We start from the raw sequence: 24,850 nt of genomic DNA on the forward strand, positions 1-24,850 counted from the left end.
CCTAAGTTGATTTCCTTTCACCTTAAGATTGGTAGGGGTAAAAGTTCGTGATTTGCGCCTCGTTTGTACTTTGCATTTTCGCAAAGCGGCTTTGAATTCCTGGCTATATCGCGACCACATCGCACTTCCTACACTGGTTGTGACAGAACGACTACGGAGTAAACAGCGGTATGGAACGAATCTTTATTGTGGCGGCAAAGCGCACCCCAATTGGCAGCTTTAATGGCTCGTTAGCGTCATTGTCTGGTGTGGAATTAGGCGCTCATGCCATCAAGGCAGCCTTGGAGCAAGTGGACATCGCCCCAGAACAGATCGACGAGGTGATTGTGGGCAACGTACTGACTGGAGGCACAGGCATGGGGCCGGGTCGCCAAGCCGCAATGAAAGCAGGAATTCCAGAATCCGTTCCGGCTTACACCCTCTATATGATTTGTGGCAGTGGCATGAAAGTGATTATGGACGGTGCAAGCCACATCCGAGCGGGTGATGCTGAGTTAGTGCTTACTTGCGGCATGGAGAGCATGTCTAACGCACCTTATGTCTCTTCTGGCCAGATTCGTCGCGGCTACCGCATGGGTCATCAACTCCAAGAAGACAGCATCATCAAAGATGGTCTGACGGATGCCTTCCACAACTACCACATGGGTGTTACGGCAGAAAACATCGCTAAGCAATTCCAAATCAGCCGAGAAGACCAAGATGCCTTTGCCTTACAAAGCCAACGTAAAGCCGTCAGCGCGATAGAAAATGGTCATTTTGAAGCAGAAATTGCGCCAATTACCATTGTGGATCGCAAGCGCCAATTCGAAGTGAAGAACGACGAATATCCGAAAGCCGACAGCACCTTTGAAGGTCTACAGGCGCTGCGCCCTGCATTCGATAAAGAAGGCAGCGTTACCGCAGGCAATGCATCCGGTATTAACGATGGCGCATCCGCAATTTTGCTCGCTTCCGAAAGCGCAGTGAAACGCCACAACCTCAAGCCAATAGCTGAACTCATCGAATACGGACAAGGTGCTATCGCTCCAGAGGTGATGGGCTTAGGTCCGGTGTCTGCGATTGCCAATACCTTAGCCAAAGCCGAAATGGCGATTGAAGATATCGACGTTTTTGAGCTTAACGAAGCGTTTGCTGCACAAGCACTTGGCGTGGTTCGCTCTCTTACCGAGCAACACAATATAGATGAAGCGTGGCTGCTAGAACGCAGTAACTTAAGTGGCGGTGCCATTGCACTGGGTCACCCAATCGGTGCATCAGGTAACCGCATTGTGACCACCTTGATTTATCAACTACAACGCACTCGCCGCGATTACGGTTTGGCATCACTTTGCATCGGCGGCGGCATGGGCACGGCGTTGATTTTAAAACGTTGCTAGAAGGAGCCTCTCATGGACACGAAAAACATGAAAAAAGCAGCCACTACAGAGCAAATTGGAGACCTACTACACGATGGCATGACCATCATGATTGGTGGCTTTATGGCGACGGGAGCCCCGGAGCGTTTGATTGACTTGCTGATCAAAAAGGACATCAAAGACATTACCTTAATCAGTACCGACACAGGTTCACCCGGTCGTGGTTCTAGCCGACTCATCGCGGAAAAACGGGTGAAGAAACTGTATGCCTCACACATCGGCACCAACCCTGAAACGGGCAAGCAAATGAACGAAGGCACACTTGAAGTAGAGCTGGTTCCTCAAGGTACATTGGCAGAGCGCATTCGCAGTGCAGGCGCTGGTTTGGGTGGCGTACTAACACCAACAGGACTTGGCACCATCGTCGCAGAGAACAAACGCGTAATTGAAGTTGATGGCAAACAATATCTCTTAGAAATGCCACTGAAGGCCGACTTAGCGCTGATTCGTGGTTCAAAAGTTGACCGTCGAGGCAACGTTTTTTACAGCAAAACCACTCAAAACTTTAACCCTTTAATGGCAACTGCGGCAGAAACCGTGGTGGTGGAACCAGAGCAGATTGTGGAATTGGGCGACATTGAACCCGAAGCCGTGCATACCCCAAGTTTGTACGTCGATTACATCTTAGTGGAGGACAACTAATGACTGCACAATTAGATAAAGAAGTCGTTCGCCGCCGCATTGCATGGCGCGTTGCTCAAGAGATGCAAGATGGCGACATCGTTAACCTAGGGATCGGCCTACCAACGCTGGTTGCCAATGAAGTAGACAAAGACGTCGAGCTACTACTGCAAGCGGAAAATGGCTTAATTGGCATCGATAAACTCGCATCAGAGGCAGAAATCGATCCTGATCTGGTCAACGCTGGCGGGCAGAGCATTACAGCAATCGCAGGATCATGCTATTTCAACAGCGCCGACTCTTTTGCCATCATTCGTGGTGGTCACGTGGATTCAACCGTACTTGGCGCGCTGCAAGTAGACGAACGTGGTAACCTCGCCAACTGGATTATTCCGGGCAAAATGGTACCGGGAATGGGCGGCGCGATGGATCTTGTGGTCGGCGCAAAGAAAGTGATTGTCGCCATGGAACACTCGGTGAAAGGCAATCCGAAACTACTCAAACATTGCACTTTACCGCTGACCGCTGTGGGTCAGGTGGATTTGATTGTTACCGAGATGGGCGTATTCGAAGTCACCGATAAAGGCATGATGTTAGCCGAACTCGCGCCGGAGTTTTCCGTTGAAGAGGTACAAGCAGCGACGGAAGCTCAACTGATTGTATCGCCTAACCTTATTCCAATGCCGACACCAAATTAACTCTAAATGCAAGAGGAGCAATATGCTCCTCTCTTCATAATTTGATCGTTCTTCAAGTTTGTGTCAGGTTTTTCTGAAACACGCAGTTTGCCCTTAAAATTCCCTCAAACCATGCGTAGAATCCCGCCCTGTTATGCGCATGGTTGAGTTGTATTTAGGGTAAAAACCAATGAGATTGTTGTCTGGATTTTCGTCAAAAGAGTGGCTGCTAACGGCTGTCGTGCTCGGAGGCTTAACCGCGTATGCCGTTTATCACTCCAATCAACGAACTTCTGATGCCCGCACAGCCGCCATTCAAGTAATCTTTGCCGACATGCAGTATCACGTTTCTATTCTCAATCAGAATGCGAAAGCCTTTAAGCAAGACCAAGGGGCCGACCAGTGCGTCTTAACCGCTGCTGGGTATCAAGAGTTTTACAATGGCTACCCAGAAACCCAAAGTGAGTGCGGTGAGCAGGTTAGCTTCTTCGATAACCTAACCATCACCGATGAGATGAAACAGACAGATTTAGTCTTCATCGAGAACAATCAATACTCCATGGTTGGGTATGGCAATGACGAATCACCAGAAGCGCTCATGGTAGGCAAATGCTATGCGTATTACCGCTTAGATGGAAAAGGCGCTGATGGACACAGCTTTAAGGTTGATACCTCTCGCTGTTAGGGCAGACTTAACGTTGTGGTTGTGTAGAACAGGCTATAGAAATCAAAAAGGGAGCTCAATGCTCCCTTTTTACTGCTTACAGCCTGAATTTACGCTTGGCTGAGTGTTACTTCTTCCAATGGGAAGTGCGCACTTGGCTCTACAAACTCTTGTTGCGCTGCGATGGTTTGAAGTTCCCATTCACCCGCTTGGTAAGTCGCGTTAAGTACGCCATAGCAAGCATCGTGACAGTGTTGGAACGCTTGTTTTGGCGTCCAACCTTTCAACAGGCCAGCAGTGAAGATTGCCGAGATCAAATCGCCAGCGCCTACAGGTGCTTTGGCAAATTCAAAATGAGGACGCTTAGCTAGGTAAGTGCCTTCTGGTGTCGCAAGCAGCATATTGAAGCTGTCATCTGACAGGCAGTAAAGGTGCTTCACCAACACCACTTTAGGGCCTTTTGCTAGCGCACGCTGACAAGCGTTAATCGCGTCATCCAACGTGTGAATTTCCATCTCTGCAAATTGGCTTAGCTCGAACTGGTTAGGCACGATCACATCCGCCATTGGCATGAGACGATTCAACAAGTTTTCTGCGATACCCGGCGCCACAATACAGCCTTTGTCTGGCGCGCCCATCACTGGGTCACATACGTAAAGCGCTTCTGGATTCGCTTGTTTAACTTTAGTGACGGTATCTTCTACTGCCAGACATTGCTCAGCACTGCCTTGGTAACCAGTCAGAACCGCTTGGCACTTCTCTAGCGCGCCAATGTTGCCAAGACCACGAACTAATTCGCTGATGTCATCAGCCGAAAACGCACGACCCGTCCAGCCTTCTTGATACTGGGTGTGGTTAGAAAATTGAACCGTGTGAATAGGCCACACTTCGAAACCCATGCGTTGCATTGGGAAAACGGCACTGCTGTTACCAGCGTGACCAAAAGAAACATGAGATTGTATAGAGAGGATACCTTGCATAGTACCAGACCTCTTCTTGTTGTTATCAATAGTTCAAAGACAGCGGCGAGCGCCAGATTTGCGAAACCAGTAGTGTATCCGACAAACCAAGATTCTCTAACTCAATTCTAGCCTTCTTCGCTGGAATCGGTTGGAGAGCTGGTTTTCAGTACCATTTTCTTAATTTCCATTTTGTCTTTATTGAGCGCAATTTCGAGGGTGTCCCCTTCCCTTATCCCGAGCTCGCTCAGGATCACGCTTGGAATGACTACGACGGTATCGTCACCGATCTTAACAGGTTGGCTAATCATCTTTCGTCCCCCAATTGTCGAAAATGAGTTTTCACGTTACGAGTAGCGAGTAACTTTCTTTTGTGTCCTTAATCTGCCAAATGGATAAAAACAAAAGAGCCCTCCACACCGCGTATGGGAAGGCTCGATTGAAAAAACTTAGTTCACTAGCGGTTCATGCTTAGAAGCAATCAGACCATAAGCGCTCCAACCTAGGAAGGTAACGATAGAGCCCCACATCATGGCTTCATAGCCAGAGCCGTACAACGCGTAGAAGCTGTAGAGAGAGCCAACCAAAGCGATGATGTTGGTGGTTTTCATTTCTCGGTCAGGTACATGCGCCACTTTTTGCATGATGAAAATCGCCCCCATACATAGAATGTAAGGAATAACGTTAGTCACAACCGCAAGGTTAACTAATGCTTCAAATTGCTCGTTCAACGTCGGAGAGATCGTCATAAGCGACAAGACGGATTGAATGACTGTAATAGCAAGCATACCTTTGATTGGCGTACCGCGTTTATCAACTTCTGAGAACAGTTTCGGGAAGAAGCCCGCATCTGAAGACGATTTAAATACCGACGCGATGGTGAACTGCCAACCAAGTAGTGAACCCGCGCAAGCTAGCACTGCCATGCCCGCAACCACTTTACCTGCCGTAGAACCTAGCATTACTGTCCATACCGTTGAGAATGGCGCCGTAGATGCAGCAAGCTCAGAGTTCGCCACAATGCCAGAACAGATGTTGGTTGAAACAATGTAAACCACTGCCGCGATCAGCGTACCGCCCAATACTGCGATTGGAACGTTCTTCTCTGGGTTTTCTACCGCTTCTGAGTTTGCACAAGCCGATTCAAGGCCTAGGAATGCCCAAAGTGTCATCGCGATCGACGCACTTACCGCTTCACCAAATGGTAGGTGGTGTGGGTTCCACGCTTCGATGTACATGGTTGGGCTGAAGTAGAACCAACCAACAATGCCCAAAGAACAGACAGGAAGAATAACGCCCCAAACCGTAAACGAGCCGATTTGACCTGTGATCTTCGCACCACCAAAGTTAGCGAAGGTACAAATCCAAAGGATAGCGATGGTGTACAGACAGGTTTCTACTGGCGACAAAGTCACTTCAAAAAACGCTGAGCCGTAACCGACACAGGTAATGGCGATTGCGATATTGGCAATCAATAATGATAAGCCGTAGGTCCAACCCGCCATAAACGCACCCGATTTACCAAACGCGTACGACGCATAACCGTTCATACCACCGTCACGTTTGCTAAAGCGACCACATTTTGCGAACACATACGCGAGAGCCAAAGAGCCAGCAGCCGTAATCAACCAAGACAAAATCGAAATGGTGCCTACTTGCGCTAGCTTACTTGGCAGCATAATGATGCCCGAGCCAGCCATGTTAATGAACGTCAGAATGGTAAGCTGCACCACCGACATTTTTTTGGTTTCAGTACTCATAAATTATTCTCCACGAATAAACGGTTCGCACCGCGGTTTTCACGCACGGTGCGAACGGGTAGATTAATCTTTTAGGGCGTAACAATGGGCGGTGGTGCGGCCATTGACGTCTTCTAGGTACACACCTTGGATCTCTGGTGCAAAGCCTGGGAATCGGTTGATGCCTTCTTCTAGAGACAAGAAATAGTCGACAACGTGCTGTGTCCAAACCTCACCAGTGATCACACATATGATGCCAGGAGGGTAAGGAAGCGCGCCTTCTGCTGCGACACGGCCTACCGCTTCTTTAAGTGGTAAGTAATCACACTCTCCACGGAAGTATTTGCGTGTTGCCACATCTGGTTTGTGCACCATGGTTGGGAAGTATTCGCTACGGAACATCGCTTTTTGTAGCTGTTTCACATTCAGCTCTTTGTACATGTCATGCATTTCCTGACATAGCTGACGGATGGTGTAGCCGCGGTAGCGTTCTTTGTTTGCTTCATAAACGCGAGGCAGCACGATGTTTAGCGGTGCATCATCACGAATGAACTTCTCGAAGCGGTTGATTTGCGCCACAAGATGACGGATCTTGCCCATATCTTCTGCTGGAGTAAGCAGGAACAAGATAGAGTTCAAATCACACTTCTCAGGGATGATGCCGTTTTCGCGTAGGAAGTTAGCCAATAACGTTGCAGGAATACCAAAGTCTGCGTAGCTACCATCTTCTGCAATACCAGCTGTGGTTAATAGCAATTTACAAGGGTCAACGAAATACTGACCTTCACCGTAGCCTTCGAATTTATGCCAGCTTGCATTTGGCTCGAACATGAAGAACTTCTTATTGGTTGCGATAAGATCGGTGTCGTAGCTACCCCATGGCTGGCCTTCAACTTCATCCGGAATGAATGGACGGATCAGCTCACAGCTTTTCAGTATTTCTTTACGTACTTCGATACCTGTCTTAACTGCATCTCGCCATAGACGTAGACCTGCTTCACCATCGTGGATCTTCGCGTTCACATCTAGAGCAGAGAACAGCGCGTAGAATGGTGAGGTTGACGCATGCATCATAAACGCGTTGTTGAAGCGTTTGTGGTTACAGTAGCGAGCCTGACCTTTAATATGGTGGTCTTTTTTATGGATTTGCGAGGTTTGAGAGAAGCCAGCCTGTTGCTTGTGAACAGACTGAGTCACGATCACACCCGCATCTTCTGGTTTCAGATCCAGTAGCAATGGAGAACAGTCTTTCATCATAGGAATGAACTGCTCGTAGCCTACCCATGCAGAGTCAAATAGGATGTAGTCACAAAGATGACCAATCTTATCCATCACGTAGCGTGCGTTGTAGATGGTACCGTCGTAAGTACCCAATTGGATGATCGCAAGACGGAATGGACGTTCATCACGCGCACGCTCTGGTGATACTTTCGCAATTTGAGCACGAATGTATTCTTCATCAAAACAGTGCTCATCCATACCACCGATAAAGCCCCAAGGGTTACGTGCCGTTTCTAGATAAACTGGCGTACCGCCCGCTTGAATTAACGCACCGTGGTGGTTTGATTTGTGGTTGTTACGGTCAAACATCACCAAGTCGCCCTCGGTCACTAACGCGTTACAAACCACTTTGTTTGAAGCCGAAGTACCGTTGAGTACGAAGTAGGTTTTGTCGGAGTTGAACACTTTTGCTGCGTACGCTTGAGCTTGGTGAGCAGAACCTTCGTGGATCAGCAAGTCACCTAAATCAACATCCGCGTTACATAAGTCACTGCGGAATAGGTTTTCACCGAAGAAATCGTAGAACTGTTTACCCGCTGGGTGTTTTTTGAAGAACTGACCGCCTTGGTGTCCTGGGCAATCGAATGCAGAATTGCCCATTTCCACATAGTGAGTCAATTGTTTGAAGAAAGGCGGTAATAGGCGGCATTCGTACTTGGTCACCGCCTCATTGATTTGACGACCGTAGTATTCAATTGATTGTCTTTCTAGATCAATAACACCGGTTAACCAGACATAATCGTCGGCGGAGACCGGATTTTCATCTGTTACTAAGAAGACCGGGATACCATAACCCGTCTCAGAAATAATTTTGTGCAGACCAGCCTTAATATCTGAAGAAGTAATAATTGCAGCGCCAACGTCAGTTAATTCGACATGCTCTAGCGGTTTTAAAGTTCGGTTAAATTGTTCATCCAAAGATTCAGATAATAAACTGAAGTCTTCTGGCATGTAATTACTAACACCGATAATTAAACGTTTCATTGAAATATCTCTTATTTGTTCTGTAAAAACGATAAGACAGATATTACAAATGAATTTAACATTTAAAATTAAAAAAACAAATTTCGTGATTATTCGTTCATATTTATAACTCTTATTTTCTCGAAATAAAATTTCGCGATCTTTATCACTTTCCTTTCAATAAGCCAATGATATTGAATTTTGGTTTAAATTGAATTCAGGTGAAGAATTATGTGACCTCACCAGTTATTATTAAAAAAGGAATCAAAAGAAAATAAAATTTTGCGATTTTCATCACTCTATATTTGACAGGATTGATTTATTAGCAATAACAAACACAATAAACACGCTTATATTTAACAATTTATAAACCATAAACAAAAAGCCATCAACATTTCTGCTGATGGCTTTTCACGTTATTGTTTTTTCTTTGGTGCTTTCTTCGACAAACGTAGAGATCAAGTCTAATCGAACAAATGGCTATCGAGTTTAACGCCGTTATTTGACCACAATTGATACCGTTTCACCGCATTACCTGACGAATACATGGTGTGCTTGCAGTCCATACATTCGACAAAATACAAACCACTCATACCAGCCATAACGTGTAACCTTCGACTGTCACAGCGCTTACAAGAAAGACGCTGAACCTTACTGTTTACATCAACACGACGAGCGAAGTTAAGTGTCTCATGGGAGCACAAGGCGTCCACTGCACTATCTTTAAACGGATGCTCACTGAGCAAATGATTGATGGCGTAATCGTACACCGGGGGAATCGAAGATTTGCCATTCTCGATATTGGTTATCTTAGCTACGGAAACACCCAACAAAGATGCAAACTCCACTTTGCTGTATTCCAAGATAAACCTTGAAGAGATGAACTTATCTGCACTAATGATTCTCAACATACACAAATCTCTAATGGACATAAAAAGAGCATGACGTGGCCCCTTTATGTTAAAAAGGATAATAACAGGTTGCTTCTTACTGTATTTATACGCAGAGTGTGCGCTATTTTTATTTTTGGGTATATTGCGCTTAATTTAGTTAAAGATCAACAGACACTAATTGAAATCAAAAATAGAAATTAAGATTTAGTAATATAAAACTTAATACCAAATATTAACTAAAGTAATGAGTGTCATTAGAAAAACACAATTTAGGCTAAAAAATTATTTTCATAGCTATAGTACGAGCTAATCAATAATAACGGATTGGAGCTTAATTCATGTATTGGCAGCAAGGGGGGATTTCCCTCTATTTGTCGTTTTATATAAGAATAGATTGATGGCAGGTAAAATTCTGTTGAAGCTTTGCATAAAGATCACCCAACAATTATGCAATCGATAGAGTAAAGAAGAATTTGAGTGATAAAAAAGCCTCACGAATGAGGCTTGTTGAGATTCTGTGGCTGTAAGAAGTTTTGCGTAAAATCGAGCACTTCTTTGGAAGGTTGTTTTGGTGGAGGCGCAAATTCTTGTTGTGCGGACACTTCGCTTTCGAAGTTTAACTCTGGCATCCCATCAGGTACGTTTACTTCTTCATGATGCTCTTCATTAAGCAACTCGTTCAGTTCTTCTTCTCCAGGGAAATATGGCTCACGCTTGTAAACCTTGTTTAAGGCTCTGATGATTGAGTGCTTTTTCACCACGCCAGAAGCCAACTTTCTTTGTAGTGGCTTCGCAATAGATTGCAAACCGACCACAACATCAACCCCAATGTTACTGGCGACTTCATCTCTTACTACACGTGCTGGCTCGTAGCCCATGTTAGCAGACAAAAATAGCCAAACATAAGCAATCGCGTTACCGGTTTTACCAGTGTCCTTCCACGCTTCACCTGCATGGAACATGGCTTCAGCACTGCCGCTTTCCGCCGCTCTTTCTAACCAATAACAGCCTTTGACCATACTTTTTTCAGTACCAATGCCATTGAGATAGCATAGACCTACTTGGATTTTGCCATCCGCACTGTCTTGCTCTGCAGCTTTCATAAACCAAAACAATGCATCAGCCCGCTGACCTGATGTGTTTTCTGGTGACAACTGCCATTCGCCCATATACAGCATGGCTGGAATGCAGCCTTCATCGGCAGCTTCTTCGATTAATTGGTGACCTTTAGGAATGTTTTTCTCAGTACCACGCCCAAACACAAGCGCCTTTCCGGTCGCGAATTTCGCATCGATATCGCCTTCCATGCCCGAAATAGCCGTACGCCAGAAGTTTGCCTGCTCTCTTAAGATCACATCTTCACGCATACGTTCGGCAAGTCTTACTACACCGTACATACCAGTGACATTATCTAACTTGGCCGCTTTATCATACCAATAGAGCGCCTGTTTAATGTTCTCTCGTTCCGCTTCTTTTGCTAAATAAAGAATGGTCGGGATATGCCCCGTTTCCGCCTTAAACGCACGTTCTTTACGCTCTTGCTCTCGCGCCTTCTGCAACGCTTTGCGGTATGCCGCTTCACGAGCTTTCCTCTCGGTCTCGAGACGTTGCTTACGCATCGACAACGAGATCATCCACACAAATATCAGGACGAGTGAAAGGCCAGTTGCCACAATGGCAATGCCCATACTACTCATAAATAGCCTCTTTTTAGGTCAGGGCCCATAAGGATTTCCCGTAGCTCGGGGAATCTAGAAAATTGTTAATTTGGGTGTGAAAGCAATCATTCCACTGTACACCGCCTTTATTATATAACGACCATGTAGGCAAAATCTGAAGTTTACAATTTTACTGTGAGGGCAATTTATTCAATATCACCTAAACTTATTTTTTAAAGAAAAATATCATCCTTACTTTTATAGAACCTAATCACAGTTTTGGGGCTTAGACATTCTCCTCCCCTATCATCCCCCCGATCTCCTCCTATAGAAATTTACATTTTTAGGCTGTGCTTAACATCTCACTATGCGCTCGTTTTATTATTTAATTTGTGAACAAAATCTAGTGTGATAGAAAATTTTCTCTTGTAAAAAACTTAACCGCCTGCTCTCACATTTTGCTGATAGTTCAGTGTATTAGCATTTAGTTGAACATTTCCTTTTCGGCATCTTGCCCAATCTATTCTCAATTCAATAACAATGGATTTGTAAACGTGGACAATAAAACATTTAAATTATCAGCGATTGCCAAAACCGTGCTACCTCTACTTTCTGTAGCAGTGATCAGCGGCTGTGGCAGTGACAGCTCTAGCGATGACACTACGAACCCTGGCTCCGGCCTTCACCCTGCGGGAGAGAACGAAGTTGTCATCTATTACAAACGCGATGTTGCTTCGGCTTCAACAGCAAGTGATTACGACGGTTGGGGCCTACACCTTTGGAATGGCGAAGGCTGTACCAGTACTGACCTAGAAGCAATGGGGATCGCTGACGGCGGTACGGATTGGGCAGCACCGCTTCCGTTCGAAGGCATCAGCGAAACTTACGGCGCTTACTACGTACTTAAAGTGAACCCTGACGCATCAGACCCACACGAGTGTATGAACTTCATCTTGCACAAAGGCGATGAAAAAGCCTTTGGCAGCGCGAACTCTAAAGTGGAGTTAACCAAACTGGGTGAGTCTCAAGGTCTATTCGGCTTCCACGGCAGCAGTGAGCTTTACTATGAGCCAATTGCAGATCGTCCTGTTGATATTGATGGCCAGAAAGCACACTGGTTAGATGCCGACACTATCGCTTGGGAAGCGGCAGCAAACGCCGACTCGATGAAGCTATTCTACAGCTTAACCAACGACATCAAGATGGACGAAGACAAGCAGATTTCTGGCGGTACAGCCGTTGAGTTGACGAAAGCAGGAGACCTGTCTGAAGAACTGAAATCTCGTTTCCGTCACCTTGCGAGCTTACAAGCCGCAGGCATTGATGTGGATTCTGATACGCTACGCTCTATTCTGAAGTCACAAATCGTGATGGTGGCATACAACGCAAGTGGCGATGTTATCTCTGCCACTGAAGTCCAAAAGCCAGGTGTGCTTGATGCGGTATTCGCAGATGCAGACGCAGGTAACGCCATTGGTCAGGAACTTGGTGCCATTGTTGAAGGCAATGCAGCAACATTCAAACTTTGGGCACCAACAGCCCAAGACGTTGACCTGATCATCTACGATGCCGATTTGAAAGAAGAATCCACCGTTGCGATGACAGAAAACCCAACTACTGGTATCTGGGCTTCTGAAGCGCAAAGCGATGCATTGAATAAATACTACCGCTACGAAGTGAAGGTTTATCACCCAACAACAGGTGTGGTAGAAACGCGCCTTGTGACTGACCCATATTCATTAAGCCTTTCTGAAAACTCGCTTTACTCACAAGTTGTGGATCTAGACAGTGCTAGCCTGCAACCACAAGGCTGGAATGATTACGATCGCCCAACGGTTGAAAAAGACGAAGACCATGTCCTTTATGAATCACACTTACGTGATTTTAGCTTTAGTGACACGAAAGGCACAGAATCGTTAAACGGCAAATACCTTGCGTTGACGGAAGCTGAGCGTGAATCTGTTACTCACCTTCAAGCTCTGAAAGATGCTGGTTTAACAACGCTTCACATTCTTCCTGCCTTCGATATCGCAACCGTTGATGAAAACGAAGCTAAACGCGTTGATATCACGGATACGGTAGGCAAGCTATGTGGCATTAAGCCTGAAGCCTCTGTTTGTGAAACCGAAGACGATGCAAAAGTGATTGAAGATGTCCTAAATAGCTACGATCCAGCAACAGGTGCTGCACAAGCTCTGATGAACGATCTACGCATGCTAGACAGCTTCAACTGGGGCTACGACCCATTCCACTACACTGTACCAGAAGGCAGCTACGCGACTGATCCAAACGGTTCTAAACGTATCCTTGAATTCCGTGAAATGGTGCAAGCGACACACAAAATGGATCTGAAGCTGGTTATGGACGTGGTATACAACCACACCAACGCATCTGGCGTAAACGACAAGTCAGTTCTCGATAAAATCGTCCCAGGGTACTACCACCGTCTAAACGTCAACACAGGTGGCGTTGAGAACTCAACTTGTTGTGATAACACAGCAACTGAGAACTTAATGATGGGTAAACTGATGGTTGACTCATTGCTTGTGTGGGCAGATGATTACAAAGTCGATGGTTTCCGCTTCGACTTGATGGGCCACCAACCAAAAGACGTGATGGTGTACGCGCTAGAACAAGTACGTAAAGTTGATCCTAATACGCTGTTCTACGGCGAGGGTTGGGACTTCGGTGAAGTCGCGAACAACGCGCGCTTCGACCAAGCAACACAGCTAAATATGGCTGGCACAGAAATCGGCACCTTCTCTGACCGTCTACGTGATGCGGTCCGTGGTGGTAGCCCATTCGATGGCGGCATGGACTCTGAAGGTAAACACCCACTTCGCTTCAACCAGGGCTTTGGTAACGCAGGGTACCCTAACGAAGAAACAAAGACAGATGCAGATTCAGTAAACGGTCGTCTACACAACCAAGATATCGTTCGTTTAGGCATGGCTGGCAACCTAGCAGAATTCGTTCTACTCGATTACAAAGGGGATACGAAGCTTGGTAAGAACGTAGACTACAACGGTGCACCTGCGGGCTACACTAAGATGCCTTCTGAGAACATCTCTTACGTATCTAAGCACGATAACCAAACCCTTTGGGACAACAACGCTTACAAGATTGCGACTGGCACTTCTTCCGCTGAGCGCGCTCGTATGCAAACGGTATCTCTATCTACGGTAATGCTTGGTCAAGGTATTCCGTTCATTCACATGGGTTCAGAATTATTACGCTCTAAATCAATGCAGCGTGACTCTTACGATTCAGGTGACTGGTTCAACCGTGTTTACTTCGACGGTAGCGACAACAACTGGAACGTAGGCCTACCTCGTGAAGACAAAGACGGCGCGAACTGGGAGCTAATCAAAACCATCGTTGCGGATGGCACAGCAAAACCAGACTCGACTGATATTGAACTTACTAAACAACAATTCCTAGAACTACTAACTATCCGTAGCTCAAGCGAACTGTTCCGTTTAGATACTGCTCAAGAGGTCATGAACCGCGTTGATTTCCGCAACGTAGGCAAAGACCAAGTTGAAGGCTTGATTGTGATGTCTATTGACGACGGTACGTCAGCTGGTGCAGATCTAGATACAAACTACGACGCCATCGTCGCGGTAGTGAACTCAACAGCAGAAGAGAAATCTTTCAAAATTGAGGGCGCGACGGGTTTCGAACTGCATGACGTTCAGAAGAACTCCGCTGACATGACCGTTAAGAGCGCAAGCTTCTCCGGTGAGACTTTCACGGTTCCAGCACTTACAACAGCGGTATTTGTACAACCTCAAGGTAACGCACAAGGTGCTGGTCTGCCTGTTGATACAGATAACAAAGACGTATCGAGCATTCCTCCTTACGGTGAAACCAAGGTTTATGTTCGTGGTGACATGAACGGTTGGAATCCATCAGAAGAATGGGAAATGTCATTCATTGGCAACGGTATGTACTCGGTAACGGGTGTACTTGAAGCTGGTGATTACGGCTTTAAGTTTGCTGATGATAGCTGGGGTACACCAAACTTTGGCTGTGATTACGCAGAACAAGCTTCTGGATCTCTAGACTTGGGTACTGAAGGTAACTGTGCATTGTCCGTTACTGAAACAGGCAAATACACCTTCGTTCTAAATGCAATTCATGAGCAAAGCGATTCAGCTGACAAACCGGTTGTTTCTGTAACGAAAGCGGCAGACGCACCAACGTTTGGTGAAACTTCACTCTTCCTACGCGGCACGATCACAACTTGGGATACGCCAGCTGAAGATTCAAGCGCGAAGTTCAACTACGTAGCCGCCGATGTTTACTCTTTAGACATCGACCTAGCAGCAGGTAGCTACGAAATGAAAATCGCAAGTGCGGATTGGGCGGGTGACACCAACTTCGGTGGAGAAGGCAATGTAGAGCTCGGCGCAGCAGTCACCATGGATGTTGGTGGCGACAGTGCAAACCTTAAAATCACAATTGAAGAAGCAGGAAACTACAACTTCCACTTCAACGCAGCAGATAAAGCAGCACCAATCGTGACAGTGACTAAGAACTAAAAACAGTAGGCGCAATCATGTGCTAGCTTGGGGAGGGTAAAACCTCCCCTTTTTTGTGCCTGTAAAACGGCATTAAAAAAGCCGCTCGAACAGTGACGATGGCGGCTTTGTTGTTTCTAACGATTTGCTTTAACTATGGGGTTAGTTTCCCCAAATGATCTCTACAAACTCAGGGTGATCCACAAACGGGTTACGGTTACCTTGGAATTCAAACACCGCTTGGTTACGGCTGATCTCTTTCGCGCTGACAGGATCGTTTTTGTGCCAACGTTTCAACATGTTCAGCATCCATGGTTCAAAGACGGTCGTTTTCGTGCCGTTCAATACCGCGTCAGAGTTACTAGAGTTGCTTTCCCAGTTGCCAATGACGTTTTCATAACGCGTCGCCATGTAGAAATACGCACGAGCAAAATCACCTTTAAACTCATCAATAGGCTCAAATACCGTTCCTGAATAGCCCAAAGTAGAGCTTGCTGAGCCGACTTTTGAGCCATTGCTAGATACGTAAGTGCTGTTACCCACTTCACCAAATGGCCAGTTGCTGCGCTTCGCATTCACATAGCCATCGGTTGCAAACAGGTGGTGACCATCCGAGTTCATCGGTTCAACCTTGCCACCAAACCAACTCTTAGGGAATGAGTGTTCACGGTTGTAGCAATCACCTTCCGTTTTGTATTGGCCGCATTGGTCTGTAACTTTGGTAAAGCTCACCGTATCGCTGCCAGATGGTTTTTCAGAATACATATCGAGAATGGAGCCGTCTTTCTCGTAGTAGTTGTCTAAATCCGCGTCTTTCACTAACGTCCAAATAGCCGAGTAGCCGCGCCCTGTGTGATCCTTGATGATGTTAAACAGCGCTGTTTTCAACTCAAAACCGGTTTTGCCTTCTGCGGCTTTATAGTATTCACCCACAACAGGCGGAGGTGTCGTTGAACCACCAAGAGTAAAGCTTGTGGTTTGAGATTTCGTGAATTCACCACCAGACGCTAATGTGGTTTGGCCAAACATTAAAGCGTATGAGCCACTGCCATTGCCGCAACAAATACCATCACCATAACTGTCACTGATCGTAAACTGGTAATCACCGTTCGCTAGGCACATGGTCTTTTCGTAAGTTTTCGAAGAGTCAAAACCTTGGCCTGAAAACAGAACTTGCGATTGGTTATCTTTCAGTTCCCAACTCGTTTCTGAGCCATAGCTATCGGTGTTCAATGTCAGTAACACTTCGTTGTCATTACAGCTTTCTACCGGTGGCTGAGTACCACCATTTTGGTTTGGCTGAAAGTTATCGACATAAACGACTTCAGAACCGTCAAAGCCCGACTCATCATAAAAGCGTAACCCGACATTGATCGCTTTGTTTGATGATGCAGTGTAACTGTGCGTGAGTTGTTGCCACTGATTGGTTTGCTGAGGGTTAGAGTAGCTGTGGTATCCATCAACCACCAAACGCGCTTTAACATTACCTTCCGTATGATAAACCGCGACAGAAAATGGGTAGGTTTTCCCTTGCTCCACATTAATGGTTTGCAAAAAGTCGGTGTTGCTTTGGGTACCTGTATTTACGATAACTTGAGCCGCAAGACCACCAGATTGGTGCGGGTCACTGGTCGGTGAAACAGCAATGCCGGAATCAATCACAGACCACTGCGTTGGTGCATTACCATTCCACTGTTCAAAGTCGCCATTAAGAACGTGACTGAACGCGAATGGAGAGCAAATAAGGGGTAATAGACAGAGGGGTTTCGTTATGGATTTCATTATAATTTTCCATTAGTTATATAAATCCACAAAAAGATAAACATAACAATTACAGATGAGTAAGCCTTAAATCACACTTTGACTTTGCATGAATGTGAATATTCTCATTATCGTGCAGCACATCTCACAAACTCCGTACTGTTTCTTTCAATTTTTAGCGGCGAATGTTCGATATAAAACAAATAAATGTAGAAAGGAAAACTGGGATTCGACGTGCAATATCGCCACCGAAGAACAAGAAAGAACGGCATCTTAGACAAAGAGACGAAAAAAGCCAAGCGTGCGCCTATGGGGGTCAGCAGCGACACTTGGCTTTGGATGAATGGGGAAAACTTATTGTCCGCTTTACCTCACTTTGAAGAAGCGCCCTTGTAATGATGACAAAGGGATCTGGTATTGCCCGTTACTTAGTGCGATTTGTTGGTTAGTGATTAAATCCACCAGCGCTTGATTGCTACCGACTTGCGCTTCTGTCAGCACTATGTTGCGAGCACTCTCAAAGGTATTCAAAGCAAATAAGACTTGGTCATCGCCAGATACTTTCAAGTCCACATAACTGCCATTACTTGCTACCAAGTTAGTTCGGCTGCCTTGATACAAAGCAGGATGAGCAGCACGCATAGTCATCAATGACTTAACGTAGTTTTTCAGATCAACTTGGTTGGCATCTAGGGTTGCTGTTACGCCTTCGATCTTGGCGCTGCTTCGCGCGACGTGATCATCACATACCCCACGAACCGCACACGTATTGTTGTCTTCTTTTGCGTCAAAACCATCAACTTGGTCACCGATTTCATCCCCATAATAGAGAGTGATTGGTCCGGTGTAAGCCGCTTGGAATGCAAACGCGGCTTTGTGGCGTTGCCAGTATTCAGCATCGTTCACATCCGCTAATCCACCTCGTTGCAGCAAGTCACCAAAGCGAACCAAATCGTGATTGCCAATCATCAAGTTTGGCTGAGCATGAGACGGATATTGGTTGTGTGTTTGGTAACCATTGTCTAGCCAATCCACACCACGACCGCCGACACCACTCTCATTAACAGCCAGTGTTTCCAGCACGCGATAGCGCATTGGGAAATCAAATGCAGAGCACAGCGCAGGATCGTCAGCCGCGCCATATGCATCACTCGCGATTTCTGACTCGCCCTTCCAGATTTCAGCGACCATGTAACCCAGAGGATTCACTTGATCACCTTCCACGTTGGTGTAAGTCACACTCTGTGAGGCTTCATCCACCGCTTTGCGGATTTGTGTCCATGCGTCGGTTGGAACTTGGTACGCTTGGTCTAAACGCCAACCATCAATTTTTAGCTCTTTGACCCAGTAAGTCGCGACTTCTTTGTAGAAATCCAAACTTGCAGGGTAGTCGACCGGATTGCTCGAACCAGAAGGTAATAAACCCGATGGAGACGGCTTAATCAACCCTTCTTTGTGATGGCCAAACACGCCATCAAAGAAAACATACAAGCCGCGTTTGTGTGCTTCATCAACTAAGCTTCTCGCCGTTTCTAAATCGCCAAAGCGAGGATCAATCTTAAAATAGTCCGTAGCAAAGTATCCCGTTGCATCCAAACGATCAGCCCAATGTTCTTGTCCATCAATGGCTTCCGATTCAAAAACTGGCGTCAACCAAATCGCATTCATGCCCAAGTCTTGGATGTAATCGAGCGAATCAATAACCCCTTGAAGATCACCGTTATGATGACTGGTGCCGTAACCTGTGCCATGGCCGATAGTCGAATCGCCATCAACAAAGCTCTCAACCATGATTTGATAGGTGCGAAGTTGGTTGCTTTGCTCCATTACATTCGCTTGGCAAGCATAACTTGCATCAGGAAGTGGCGTGCTGCCATTATCGCTTCCACCAGAGGAATTACACGCGGATAAAACACCAACCACACTCAAGGCTAAAAGCGATTGGCCAAATATTTTTTTATATCGTACGTTGCGCATTAAACTCTCCCAAATAAAATTAACCCCAACATGTTTCCCATGCAGGGGTTAATAAATAAAAATAAATTTTAAATAACTGAATGGAATATTATTGGCACTTATTTACCATTACGTGAAGTGGCTTACCTTTTCCTTCAAATTGAAGGCTCCAAACGTATTTTCCATCTTCTTTAATATCAACCGAAGTATCTGTGCCGTAACCACCAAATGTTAATGGCGTTAATTCACCGACATTCATTCGATTACCTTTCGCGGTAAATTGTGGAAACCACAACTCAGTCGCGTACTGCATTTTGAAAGAGCCTGCTTTTTCTTGCGTCACAACTTGATAGAAGTTATTGCCTTTGTAAGTGTATTTACGTTGAGGTACATGTTTCCAATCTGAATCAGCAAACGTACCGACAACAAACAGAGGTTTAGAAATTGGGCCTTTCGCCGTGCTATCTGGGTTGTCACAAGCCGCCATGAAAGCAACGACTTCGTCTTGAGACAGATTAACAATAGGTTCAGCAGCACCTTCTGGTTCTGCTGTCGATTGACAACCAGCAAGAGCAACAAGTAAGGCAGCAGCAAGTGAAGTTTTCATCATGTTCATTTTCACGTTAATTCCTTTTTAATATTCCAAAGTAAATACAAACTCACCAATCTGGATAAAGTTAATATTTAAAAAGAACAAAATACCAAACTAGCGATAAAGAATATTATTCTCTATCTTGCTGAGCCAGATTACTTTGAGAGGTTTAATTATTTCCTAATCGATGACGAGTAAGGTTAGGAACACATGTTAATTATTGATCTGTTAAATATGAAAAACAAAGTAAAACAAATAAATTTGTGAATAAGCTAACTATATGTAGGGGTGAGTTTTATCGTTCTGAAGGAAATTAAAAAAGGCCAGCAAGTTGCTGGCCTTTTTTATTCGTTTATTTGGTATTTACCGCTTTAACAAATACAGTTTGTGCACCTTCAATGCCCAGTTCTTTTGCCTCATCGAGAAGCGTCAGAGCTTTCGGGATATCATCCGCTTCGACGGCTGCTCTGATGGCATTATGGTAGTAACTGGTTAAGTCTGTACCTTGCGGAATATTGTCGTTCTTCGCGACAATCTTAGTATTCACGATATCATTCGCGGATACTGAAAAACGGAACTGACCGAGTGGGCTGTGTTTTGCTTGAGGATCTGCAATATCTGGCGGCTGAGTGTGATTTGCCAGAGCAAAGGCTTTTGCAGGGTGAAGAACTTCTGAGCTTCCTTTGAGATCAGAAGAAGTCGTGTAAACCAAAACATGCAAGTCGTTACCTGTCATGTCAGGAATCACATTCATTTCAAGTACGAATTTATCGTTATCCAACAGTTTTGCTGGCTCGTACTTAAACTTTGAGAAATCTGCTTGATAAATAGTTTCGCCAGCCGTGTTCATAACAACGACATTAGGTGCGTAAAACTCTAGATTTTTGTTTACGAATGTCTCTAGTTTGATATCTAGACTGCCACGATTACCTGGTAACGCGAACGCTGCAATTGCGCCAGCGCTATTACCATCTAACAACATTTGGCTTTTGTCAGTCAAAGCGAACTCAGTAACCACAGGCACATCAATTGGTACCCATTGAATGTCGCCCGATTGCGTGATCACTTGTTGCTGACCTTTCGGGCTCATATCGACTTGTTCTACAGAAGTACAACCTGTAGCCAACATTCCCAACAGTACGGGAGCAAGCCATTTTTTCATTACCGTCTACCTCGACTCATTATTGTTTTTTGAAATAAATACAGCCAGATAAGGTTCTGGCTGTATCATTCTAGGACAATTTAGGACTTAGTGGCTAGATGATTACCACCAAGCTTCAGCTTGTACACCGAACTGGAATGTATCGTCAGAACGACCGTTGTCGAATGTGTTCGAGTTGTCGTCTTTATCCGCTGTTAGGTAAGAAGCGTATAGACGAATTTCAGGACGAGCCCAGAAGCTAGAGCCAGCAGACCATGCTTGAGCAACTGTTAGCTTACCGTATTTGTTCTCTGCACCGTCGTTATCATCGATAGCGTAACCTGCTTCGAAGATAGTTTTGTGGTTGTCATCCCATTTGTACATTGGACGAACAACAGCAGACATTGCTTCCCATTTATCTTGGCCGTCCCACATGTCTTCACCTACACCGTAAACAAGTTGGTGACCAAGTTCCCAGCTATCACCCATACCGATTACACCCCAGTTGATTAGGCGGTAACCAGATGCGCCACTGTTTGCTTCTGCACCGTACCAGCTACCATCACCGTAAAACGCCATTGTTTTAGAGTAACCTTCAGTACCGTATTGAATTACAGTTTTGTTGAAGCCTGAATCTAGACCTTGAGTCAATTCAGCTGTGAACATTACGCCATCTTTCGCATCTTTAGTGCTGTTTGGCGCAGCGTCAGTTTCGTTAACTAGCGCGTAGTTTAGACCTAGTTCTAGAGAACCGTTATCCCATACTTGAAGACCCGCGTAACGCGCATCAAGTGTATTTACGTTTGCATCGCCGCCATCGTTACCTGGATCAGCGATGTCAGAACGGTCGTTACGAACCCATGCTAGAGATAGTTTACCTGGACCAGCTTCGATGTTTTCGATACCAGCACCTGCGCCAGAGATGTTCCAGTAGTAGAAGTCAGAGATATGGATGTCGTGACGTTGGTAGTAACGCTTACCTGCCCATAGAGTCGCTTCTGGAGCGAAATCCAGAACACCTTTAGCTTGAACGTTGAACTGACGTAGTGCGAATTGTGCATCATCAACACATTTAACATCGCCAGCGCCGTCAAGACCACAGTTAGCAGAAGTGCTTTCCCAGTCGTTTGAACCGTTAGAAGTCATTGCAAACATAGAGTCAACGTAGAACGTTTTACCGTTGTTGTTGTAAACTTCTTTACCTAGTTGAACTTCACCGTATACATCGCCTTCGTTACCTAGACGACCGATTTTGTTCTTTTCAAATGTTACTTGTTGGCCACCGTCAGCGCTAACGCCAACACCAGCACGCATATAACCATGGAAATCCACTGCGAACGCAGAACCAGCAGCTAAAGTTGCAGCAACAGCCGCTGCAATTGCACTTACTTTTTTCATTCTTAACTCCATTAAGGGTATTTATAATTCTGTCTTCCCTGCTCGCTCTTTTTGGTGAATATAGGCAGTAAAAACGCACCAAAAGAAAGAGAGGTAAGATGGGAACAAGTCCCCGTTTGTTTCAACAGTCTTAAGATTACCCAAGGAGTACAAGGATGACGTCCTCCACCCCAAACTAATTTAGGGGGGATGAGAAGGGATGAGAAAATATACCGAATGGTGTTTTTCCGAGTCAGATCACCAATCTAGGGAGGAATTAGTAAGTTTCTTCAGTTTATGGCCGCTACAAAGTGATAGCCATTTCATATTTTTGTCAAAAATAGGTCGTAGAAAGTAATTTAATTACAGTGATAATTTTCGATATAAGGTGGTTGACCTTAGTAAGACAAAGTTTTTTACTTATAGTTTCTTAAAGGTAGCAATAAAATTAAAAAAAGATTCGCTGATGACACAACTTCACTCTCGCCCATACCCACTCGGCGCAACCGTAAATAAAGAAGGTTGTAACTTCTCTATTCACGCTCCGAGTAGTAAAGACATTCAACTTGCGCTATTTGCGGAAGACGGTAGCTATAAGCTGCACGACTTGCCAGGCGAATATGCAGGCATTCGCCATACTTTCATCCCTGACATCAAACCGGGGCAAAAGTATGGCTATGTAGTGACGCATAAAGATGAACCTTTGCTGATCTCCGATCCCTATGCAAAGTCGATTGATAAAGCCCTTCACTACCAGCCTCCATTTTCTCCTGCAAAAAGCTTCGATATGCCAAAGTGTGTCGTCATAGAAGACAACTTTGATTGGCAAGACACAGATCATCCTCGCATACCACGAGAAGAGATGGTGTTGTTTGAAACTCATGTTAAAGGGCTCACTCAGCAGAACCCTGAAGTTCCAAGCGATACAAAAGGTCGTTATTTAGGTTTGTCTTCACCTGAAATGTTGGCGTTCTACAAACAGCAAAACATCAATACGTTGCAATTGCTACCTGTCGCAGCGTGTATGCATGAACCGCATTTGCTAAAGATGGATAAAGTGAACTACTGGGGTTACAACCCATACTTGTTCATGGTGCCGGACCCTCGCTATGCAGAAAAAGACGCGGTAACCGAGCTCAAAACCACCATCCGCGAGCTGCATAAACACGGCATCGAAGTGATTCTTGATGTGGTGTATAACCACACGGCGGAAGGTGGTGAAGGCTCAACGACCTTCAACCTAAAAGCGCTCGACTCACGTTTCTACATCAAACATGGTCAGAACTTCGCTAACTTCACTGGTTGTGGCAACACAGTCGACTTAACTTACCAGCCAGCCCTGAATCTCGTTATGGATACGCTGCGATACTGGGTGAGCGAATTTAAAGTCGATGGCTTCCGTTTTGACTTGGCAGCAACACTCGGTCGCCAAGGCGATGATTACAATCCAGAAGCAGCGTTCTTTAAAGCCGTCGCGCAAGACCCTATTCTTCGCGAAACCAAATTGATCGCTGAACCTTGGGATATCGGTCCTAACGGTTACCAAGTGGGTAACTTCCCATTTGGTTGGAACGAATGTAACGATAAACTTCGCGACATCTCCCGCAGCTTCTGGCGTGGTGACCAAGGCTACCTAAAAGAATTTGCGACTCGTTTGATGGGGTCTCGTGATATCTACAGCGCAGCAAACTGGCCTTACAAACTCACGGTCAACTACATCACATATCACGATGGTTTCACCCTGCAAGATTTGGTGTCTTACAAGCAGAAGCACAATGAAGCGAACGGTGAAGAAAACCGCGACGGCCACGGCGATAACCGCTCTGAAAACTATGGCGTGGAAGGCGAAACCGAAAACCTGATGATCATCGCCACGCGTGAAAAACAAAAGCGCAACTTAATGGCGAGCTTGCTGTTTGCATTTGGTATCCCTCACATCCTAACTGCGGATGTGTTGTCGCACACGCAAGGCGGTAACAACAATGCTTACTGTCAGGATAATGAAACCAGCTGGCTAGATTGGTCGAGCACAGAACGCAAACAGCACTTCAAAGTGTGGATGTCACAAATGGTCGCTAATCGTAATCAGTATATGGTGCCATTCATTCGAGCGTTCAGTGGTGAAAATCGCAATAACAACCGTATCTTCTGGCGTCGTATTGATGGCAGCTTGATGGAGCACGACGATTGGAACCGTTTAAGCTCTGTAGCGCTGCATTTAGGCATCGGCAAGGAAGGGCAAGAGTTGGTGTACCTGATCAACCAAACCAACGCACCTGCGCGATTTAAGCTACCAAATGAGCGTGGTCAAGAGTGGGTGACCGTATGTGATACCAATGTGCGTAACCTCAATCCTGGTCATGCCGAGGGCGAAGTACTGCTTTCTCCGACTTCAATGGCAATTCTGCATTATCAACCAGAGTAAAAAGCTTACCTGACAGAAATGCAGCTTATTCCTACAAGTTCTGACAAGCCCAGCCGTAAGCTGGGTTTGTTTTATCGACGTTTCGGATACATAAACAGCAATCAGCTCAAATAGCACACCATACGCATGGCTTTGTTGCTTAAATCGATGGAACTAAATCTAGAAGCTACGATCTGATCGGCTACACCCATCAATCGTCGTAGCC

General features: G+C 45.6%; 17 protein-coding genes. 6 read left to right on the forward strand and 11 right to left on the reverse strand.

Features of this window, described 5'->3' with window-relative positions:
* Positions 1 to 170: 170 nt before the first annotated feature.
* From OQJ86_RS16810 to OQJ86_RS16825, 4 genes are all read left to right on the forward strand, one after another.
* On the forward strand, positions 171 to 1,376 hold the full coding sequence (locus OQJ86_RS16810) for an acetyl-CoA C-acetyltransferase (RefSeq protein ID WP_265988500.1): 1,206 nt from the start codon (positions 171 to 173) through the stop codon (positions 1,374 to 1,376).
* A gap of 27 nt (positions 1,377 to 1,403) precedes the next feature.
* Entirely contained in the window at positions 1,404 to 2,057 is a 654-nt protein-coding gene (locus tag OQJ86_RS16815) for a CoA transferase subunit A (RefSeq protein WP_265988528.1), read from the forward strand.
* On the forward strand, positions 2,057 to 2,734 hold the full coding sequence (locus OQJ86_RS16820) for a 3-oxoacid CoA-transferase subunit B (RefSeq protein WP_265988502.1): 678 nt from the start codon (positions 2,057 to 2,059) through the stop codon (positions 2,732 to 2,734). The genes OQJ86_RS16815 and OQJ86_RS16820 overlap by 1 nt, the downstream gene beginning before the upstream one ends.
* A 169-nt stretch (positions 2,735 to 2,903) precedes the next feature.
* Positions 2,904 to 3,398, forward strand: coding sequence for a hypothetical protein (locus tag OQJ86_RS16825; protein ID WP_054755460.1), 495 nt, complete (start codon positions 2,904 to 2,906; stop codon positions 3,396 to 3,398).
* 89 nt (positions 3,399 to 3,487) lie between these two features.
* On the opposite strand, the gene pdxY is transcribed toward OQJ86_RS16825, so the two are convergent.
* The 6 genes from pdxY to OQJ86_RS16855 form a co-directional block, all read right to left on the reverse strand.
* The gene (pdxY, locus tag OQJ86_RS16830) at positions 3,488 to 4,357 is read right to left on the reverse strand and encodes a pyridoxal kinase PdxY (protein WP_005429237.1); all 870 of its coding nucleotides are present in this window, start codon (positions 4,355 to 4,357) and stop codon (positions 3,488 to 3,490) included.
* Positions 4,358 to 4,464: 107 nt separating this feature from the next.
* Positions 4,465 to 4,647, reverse strand: a complete 183-nt coding sequence (locus OQJ86_RS16835; RefSeq protein WP_038868933.1) for an AbrB/MazE/SpoVT family DNA-binding domain-containing protein — start codon at positions 4,645 to 4,647, stop codon at positions 4,465 to 4,467.
* A 138-nt stretch (positions 4,648 to 4,785) separates the two neighbouring features.
* Positions 4,786 to 6,096, reverse strand: a complete 1,311-nt coding sequence (potE, locus tag OQJ86_RS16840) for a putrescine-ornithine antiporter (protein WP_038868932.1) — start codon at positions 6,094 to 6,096, stop codon at positions 4,786 to 4,788.
* 63 nt (positions 6,097 to 6,159) lie between these two features.
* A complete protein-coding gene (gene speF, locus OQJ86_RS16845; protein WP_265988509.1) occupies positions 6,160 to 8,340 on the reverse strand; it encodes an ornithine decarboxylase SpeF in 2,181 nt (726 codons plus the stop codon).
* 443 nt (positions 8,341 to 8,783) lie between these two features.
* Positions 8,784 to 9,230, reverse strand: a complete 447-nt coding sequence (locus tag OQJ86_RS16850) for a helix-turn-helix domain-containing protein (RefSeq protein WP_038868929.1) — start codon at positions 9,228 to 9,230, stop codon at positions 8,784 to 8,786.
* A gap of 473 nt (positions 9,231 to 9,703) precedes the next feature.
* The gene (locus tag OQJ86_RS16855) at positions 9,704 to 10,909 is read right to left on the reverse strand and encodes a tetratricopeptide repeat protein (protein WP_265988512.1); all 1,206 of its coding nucleotides are present in this window, start codon (positions 10,907 to 10,909) and stop codon (positions 9,704 to 9,706) included.
* Positions 10,910 to 11,424: 515 nt separating this feature from the next.
* Here OQJ86_RS16855 and pulA point away from each other — a divergent pair.
* Positions 11,425 to 15,414 (forward strand): pullulanase-type alpha-1,6-glucosidase, encoded by a 3,990-nt coding sequence (gene pulA, locus OQJ86_RS16860; RefSeq protein ID WP_265988514.1) that lies wholly within the window; start codon positions 11,425 to 11,427, stop codon positions 15,412 to 15,414.
* Between the two features lie 141 nt (positions 15,415 to 15,555).
* On the opposite strand, the gene OQJ86_RS16865 is transcribed toward pulA, so the two are convergent.
* The 5 genes from OQJ86_RS16865 to OQJ86_RS16885 all read right to left on the reverse strand — a co-directional run bounded on the left by OQJ86_RS16865 (position 15,556) and on the right by OQJ86_RS16885 (position 22,241).
* The gene (locus OQJ86_RS16865) at positions 15,556 to 17,175 is read right to left on the reverse strand and encodes an endonuclease (protein WP_265988516.1); all 1,620 of its coding nucleotides are present in this window, start codon (positions 17,173 to 17,175) and stop codon (positions 15,556 to 15,558) included.
* 345 nt (positions 17,176 to 17,520) lie between these two features.
* Positions 17,521 to 19,131, reverse strand: coding sequence for an alpha-amylase family glycosyl hydrolase (locus OQJ86_RS16870; protein WP_265988518.1), 1,611 nt, complete (start codon positions 19,129 to 19,131; stop codon positions 17,521 to 17,523).
* Positions 19,132 to 19,219: 88 nt separating this feature from the next.
* Positions 19,220 to 19,726, reverse strand: a complete 507-nt coding sequence (locus OQJ86_RS16875; protein WP_042600573.1) for a hypothetical protein — start codon at positions 19,724 to 19,726, stop codon at positions 19,220 to 19,222.
* Positions 19,727 to 20,054: 328 nt separating this feature from the next.
* Positions 20,055 to 20,864: a MalM family protein gene (locus tag OQJ86_RS16880; RefSeq protein WP_265988521.1), complete on the reverse strand. Its 810-nt coding sequence runs from the start codon at positions 20,862 to 20,864 to the stop codon at positions 20,055 to 20,057.
* Between the two features lie 102 nt (positions 20,865 to 20,966).
* On the reverse strand, positions 20,967 to 22,241 hold the full coding sequence (locus OQJ86_RS16885) for a maltoporin (RefSeq protein WP_038881260.1): 1,275 nt from the start codon (positions 22,239 to 22,241) through the stop codon (positions 20,967 to 20,969).
* A gap of 445 nt (positions 22,242 to 22,686) precedes the next feature.
* On the opposite strand from OQJ86_RS16885, the gene glgX reads away from it, so the two are divergent.
* Positions 22,687 to 24,645, forward strand: coding sequence for a glycogen debranching protein GlgX (glgX, locus tag OQJ86_RS16890; protein WP_265988524.1), 1,959 nt, complete (start codon positions 22,687 to 22,689; stop codon positions 24,643 to 24,645).
* The last annotated feature ends 205 nt before the right edge of the window (positions 24,646 to 24,850 follow it).

This window comes from Vibrio sp. Sgm 5, assembly GCF_026241575.1.
In the GTDB taxonomy this organism is placed as follows: Bacteria; Pseudomonadota; Gammaproteobacteria; order Enterobacterales; family Vibrionaceae; genus Vibrio; species Vibrio jasicida.

Bases quoted from the DNA above. Each gene is read 5' to 3' on its own strand.
- OQJ86_RS16810 (WP_265988500.1), top strand. From the start codon at position 171: ATGGAACGAATCTTTATTGTGGCGGCAAAGCGCACCCCAATTGGCAGC.
- OQJ86_RS16815 (WP_265988528.1), top strand. From the start codon at position 1,404: ATGAAAAAAGCAGCCACTACAGAGCAAATTGGAGACCTACTACACGAT.
- OQJ86_RS16820 (WP_265988502.1), top strand. From the start codon at position 2,057: ATGACTGCACAATTAGATAAAGAAGTCGTTCGCCGCCGCATTGCATGG.
- OQJ86_RS16825 (WP_054755460.1), top strand. From the start codon at position 2,904: ATGAGATTGTTGTCTGGATTTTCGTCAAAAGAGTGGCTGCTAACGGCT.
- pdxY (WP_005429237.1), bottom strand. From the start codon at position 4,357: ATGCAAGGTATCCTCTCTATACAATCTCATGTTTCTTTTGGTCACGCT.
- OQJ86_RS16835 (WP_038868933.1), bottom strand. From the start codon at position 4,647: ATGATTAGCCAACCTGTTAAGATCGGTGACGATACCGTCGTAGTCATT.
- potE (WP_038868932.1), bottom strand. From the start codon at position 6,096: ATGAGTACTGAAACCAAAAAAATGTCGGTGGTGCAGCTTACCATTCTG.
- speF (WP_265988509.1), bottom strand. From the start codon at position 8,340: ATGAAACGTTTAATTATCGGTGTTAGTAATTACATGCCAGAAGACTTC.
- OQJ86_RS16850 (WP_038868929.1), bottom strand. From the start codon at position 9,230: ATGTTGAGAATCATTAGTGCAGATAAGTTCATCTCTTCAAGGTTTATC.
- OQJ86_RS16855 (WP_265988512.1), bottom strand. From the start codon at position 10,909: ATGAGTAGTATGGGCATTGCCATTGTGGCAACTGGCCTTTCACTCGTC.
- OQJ86_RS16865 (WP_265988516.1), bottom strand. From the start codon at position 17,175: ATGAAATCCATAACGAAACCCCTCTGTCTATTACCCCTTATTTGCTCT.
- OQJ86_RS16870 (WP_265988518.1), bottom strand. From the start codon at position 19,131: ATGCGCAACGTACGATATAAAAAAATATTTGGCCAATCGCTTTTAGCC.
- OQJ86_RS16875 (WP_042600573.1), bottom strand. From the start codon at position 19,726: ATGAACATGATGAAAACTTCACTTGCTGCTGCCTTACTTGTTGCTCTT.
- OQJ86_RS16880 (WP_265988521.1), bottom strand. From the start codon at position 20,864: ATGAAAAAATGGCTTGCTCCCGTACTGTTGGGAATGTTGGCTACAGGT.
- OQJ86_RS16885 (WP_038881260.1), bottom strand. From the start codon at position 22,241: ATGAAAAAAGTAAGTGCAATTGCAGCGGCTGTTGCTGCAACTTTAGCT.
- glgX (WP_265988524.1), top strand. From the start codon at position 22,687: ATGACACAACTTCACTCTCGCCCATACCCACTCGGCGCAACCGTAAAT.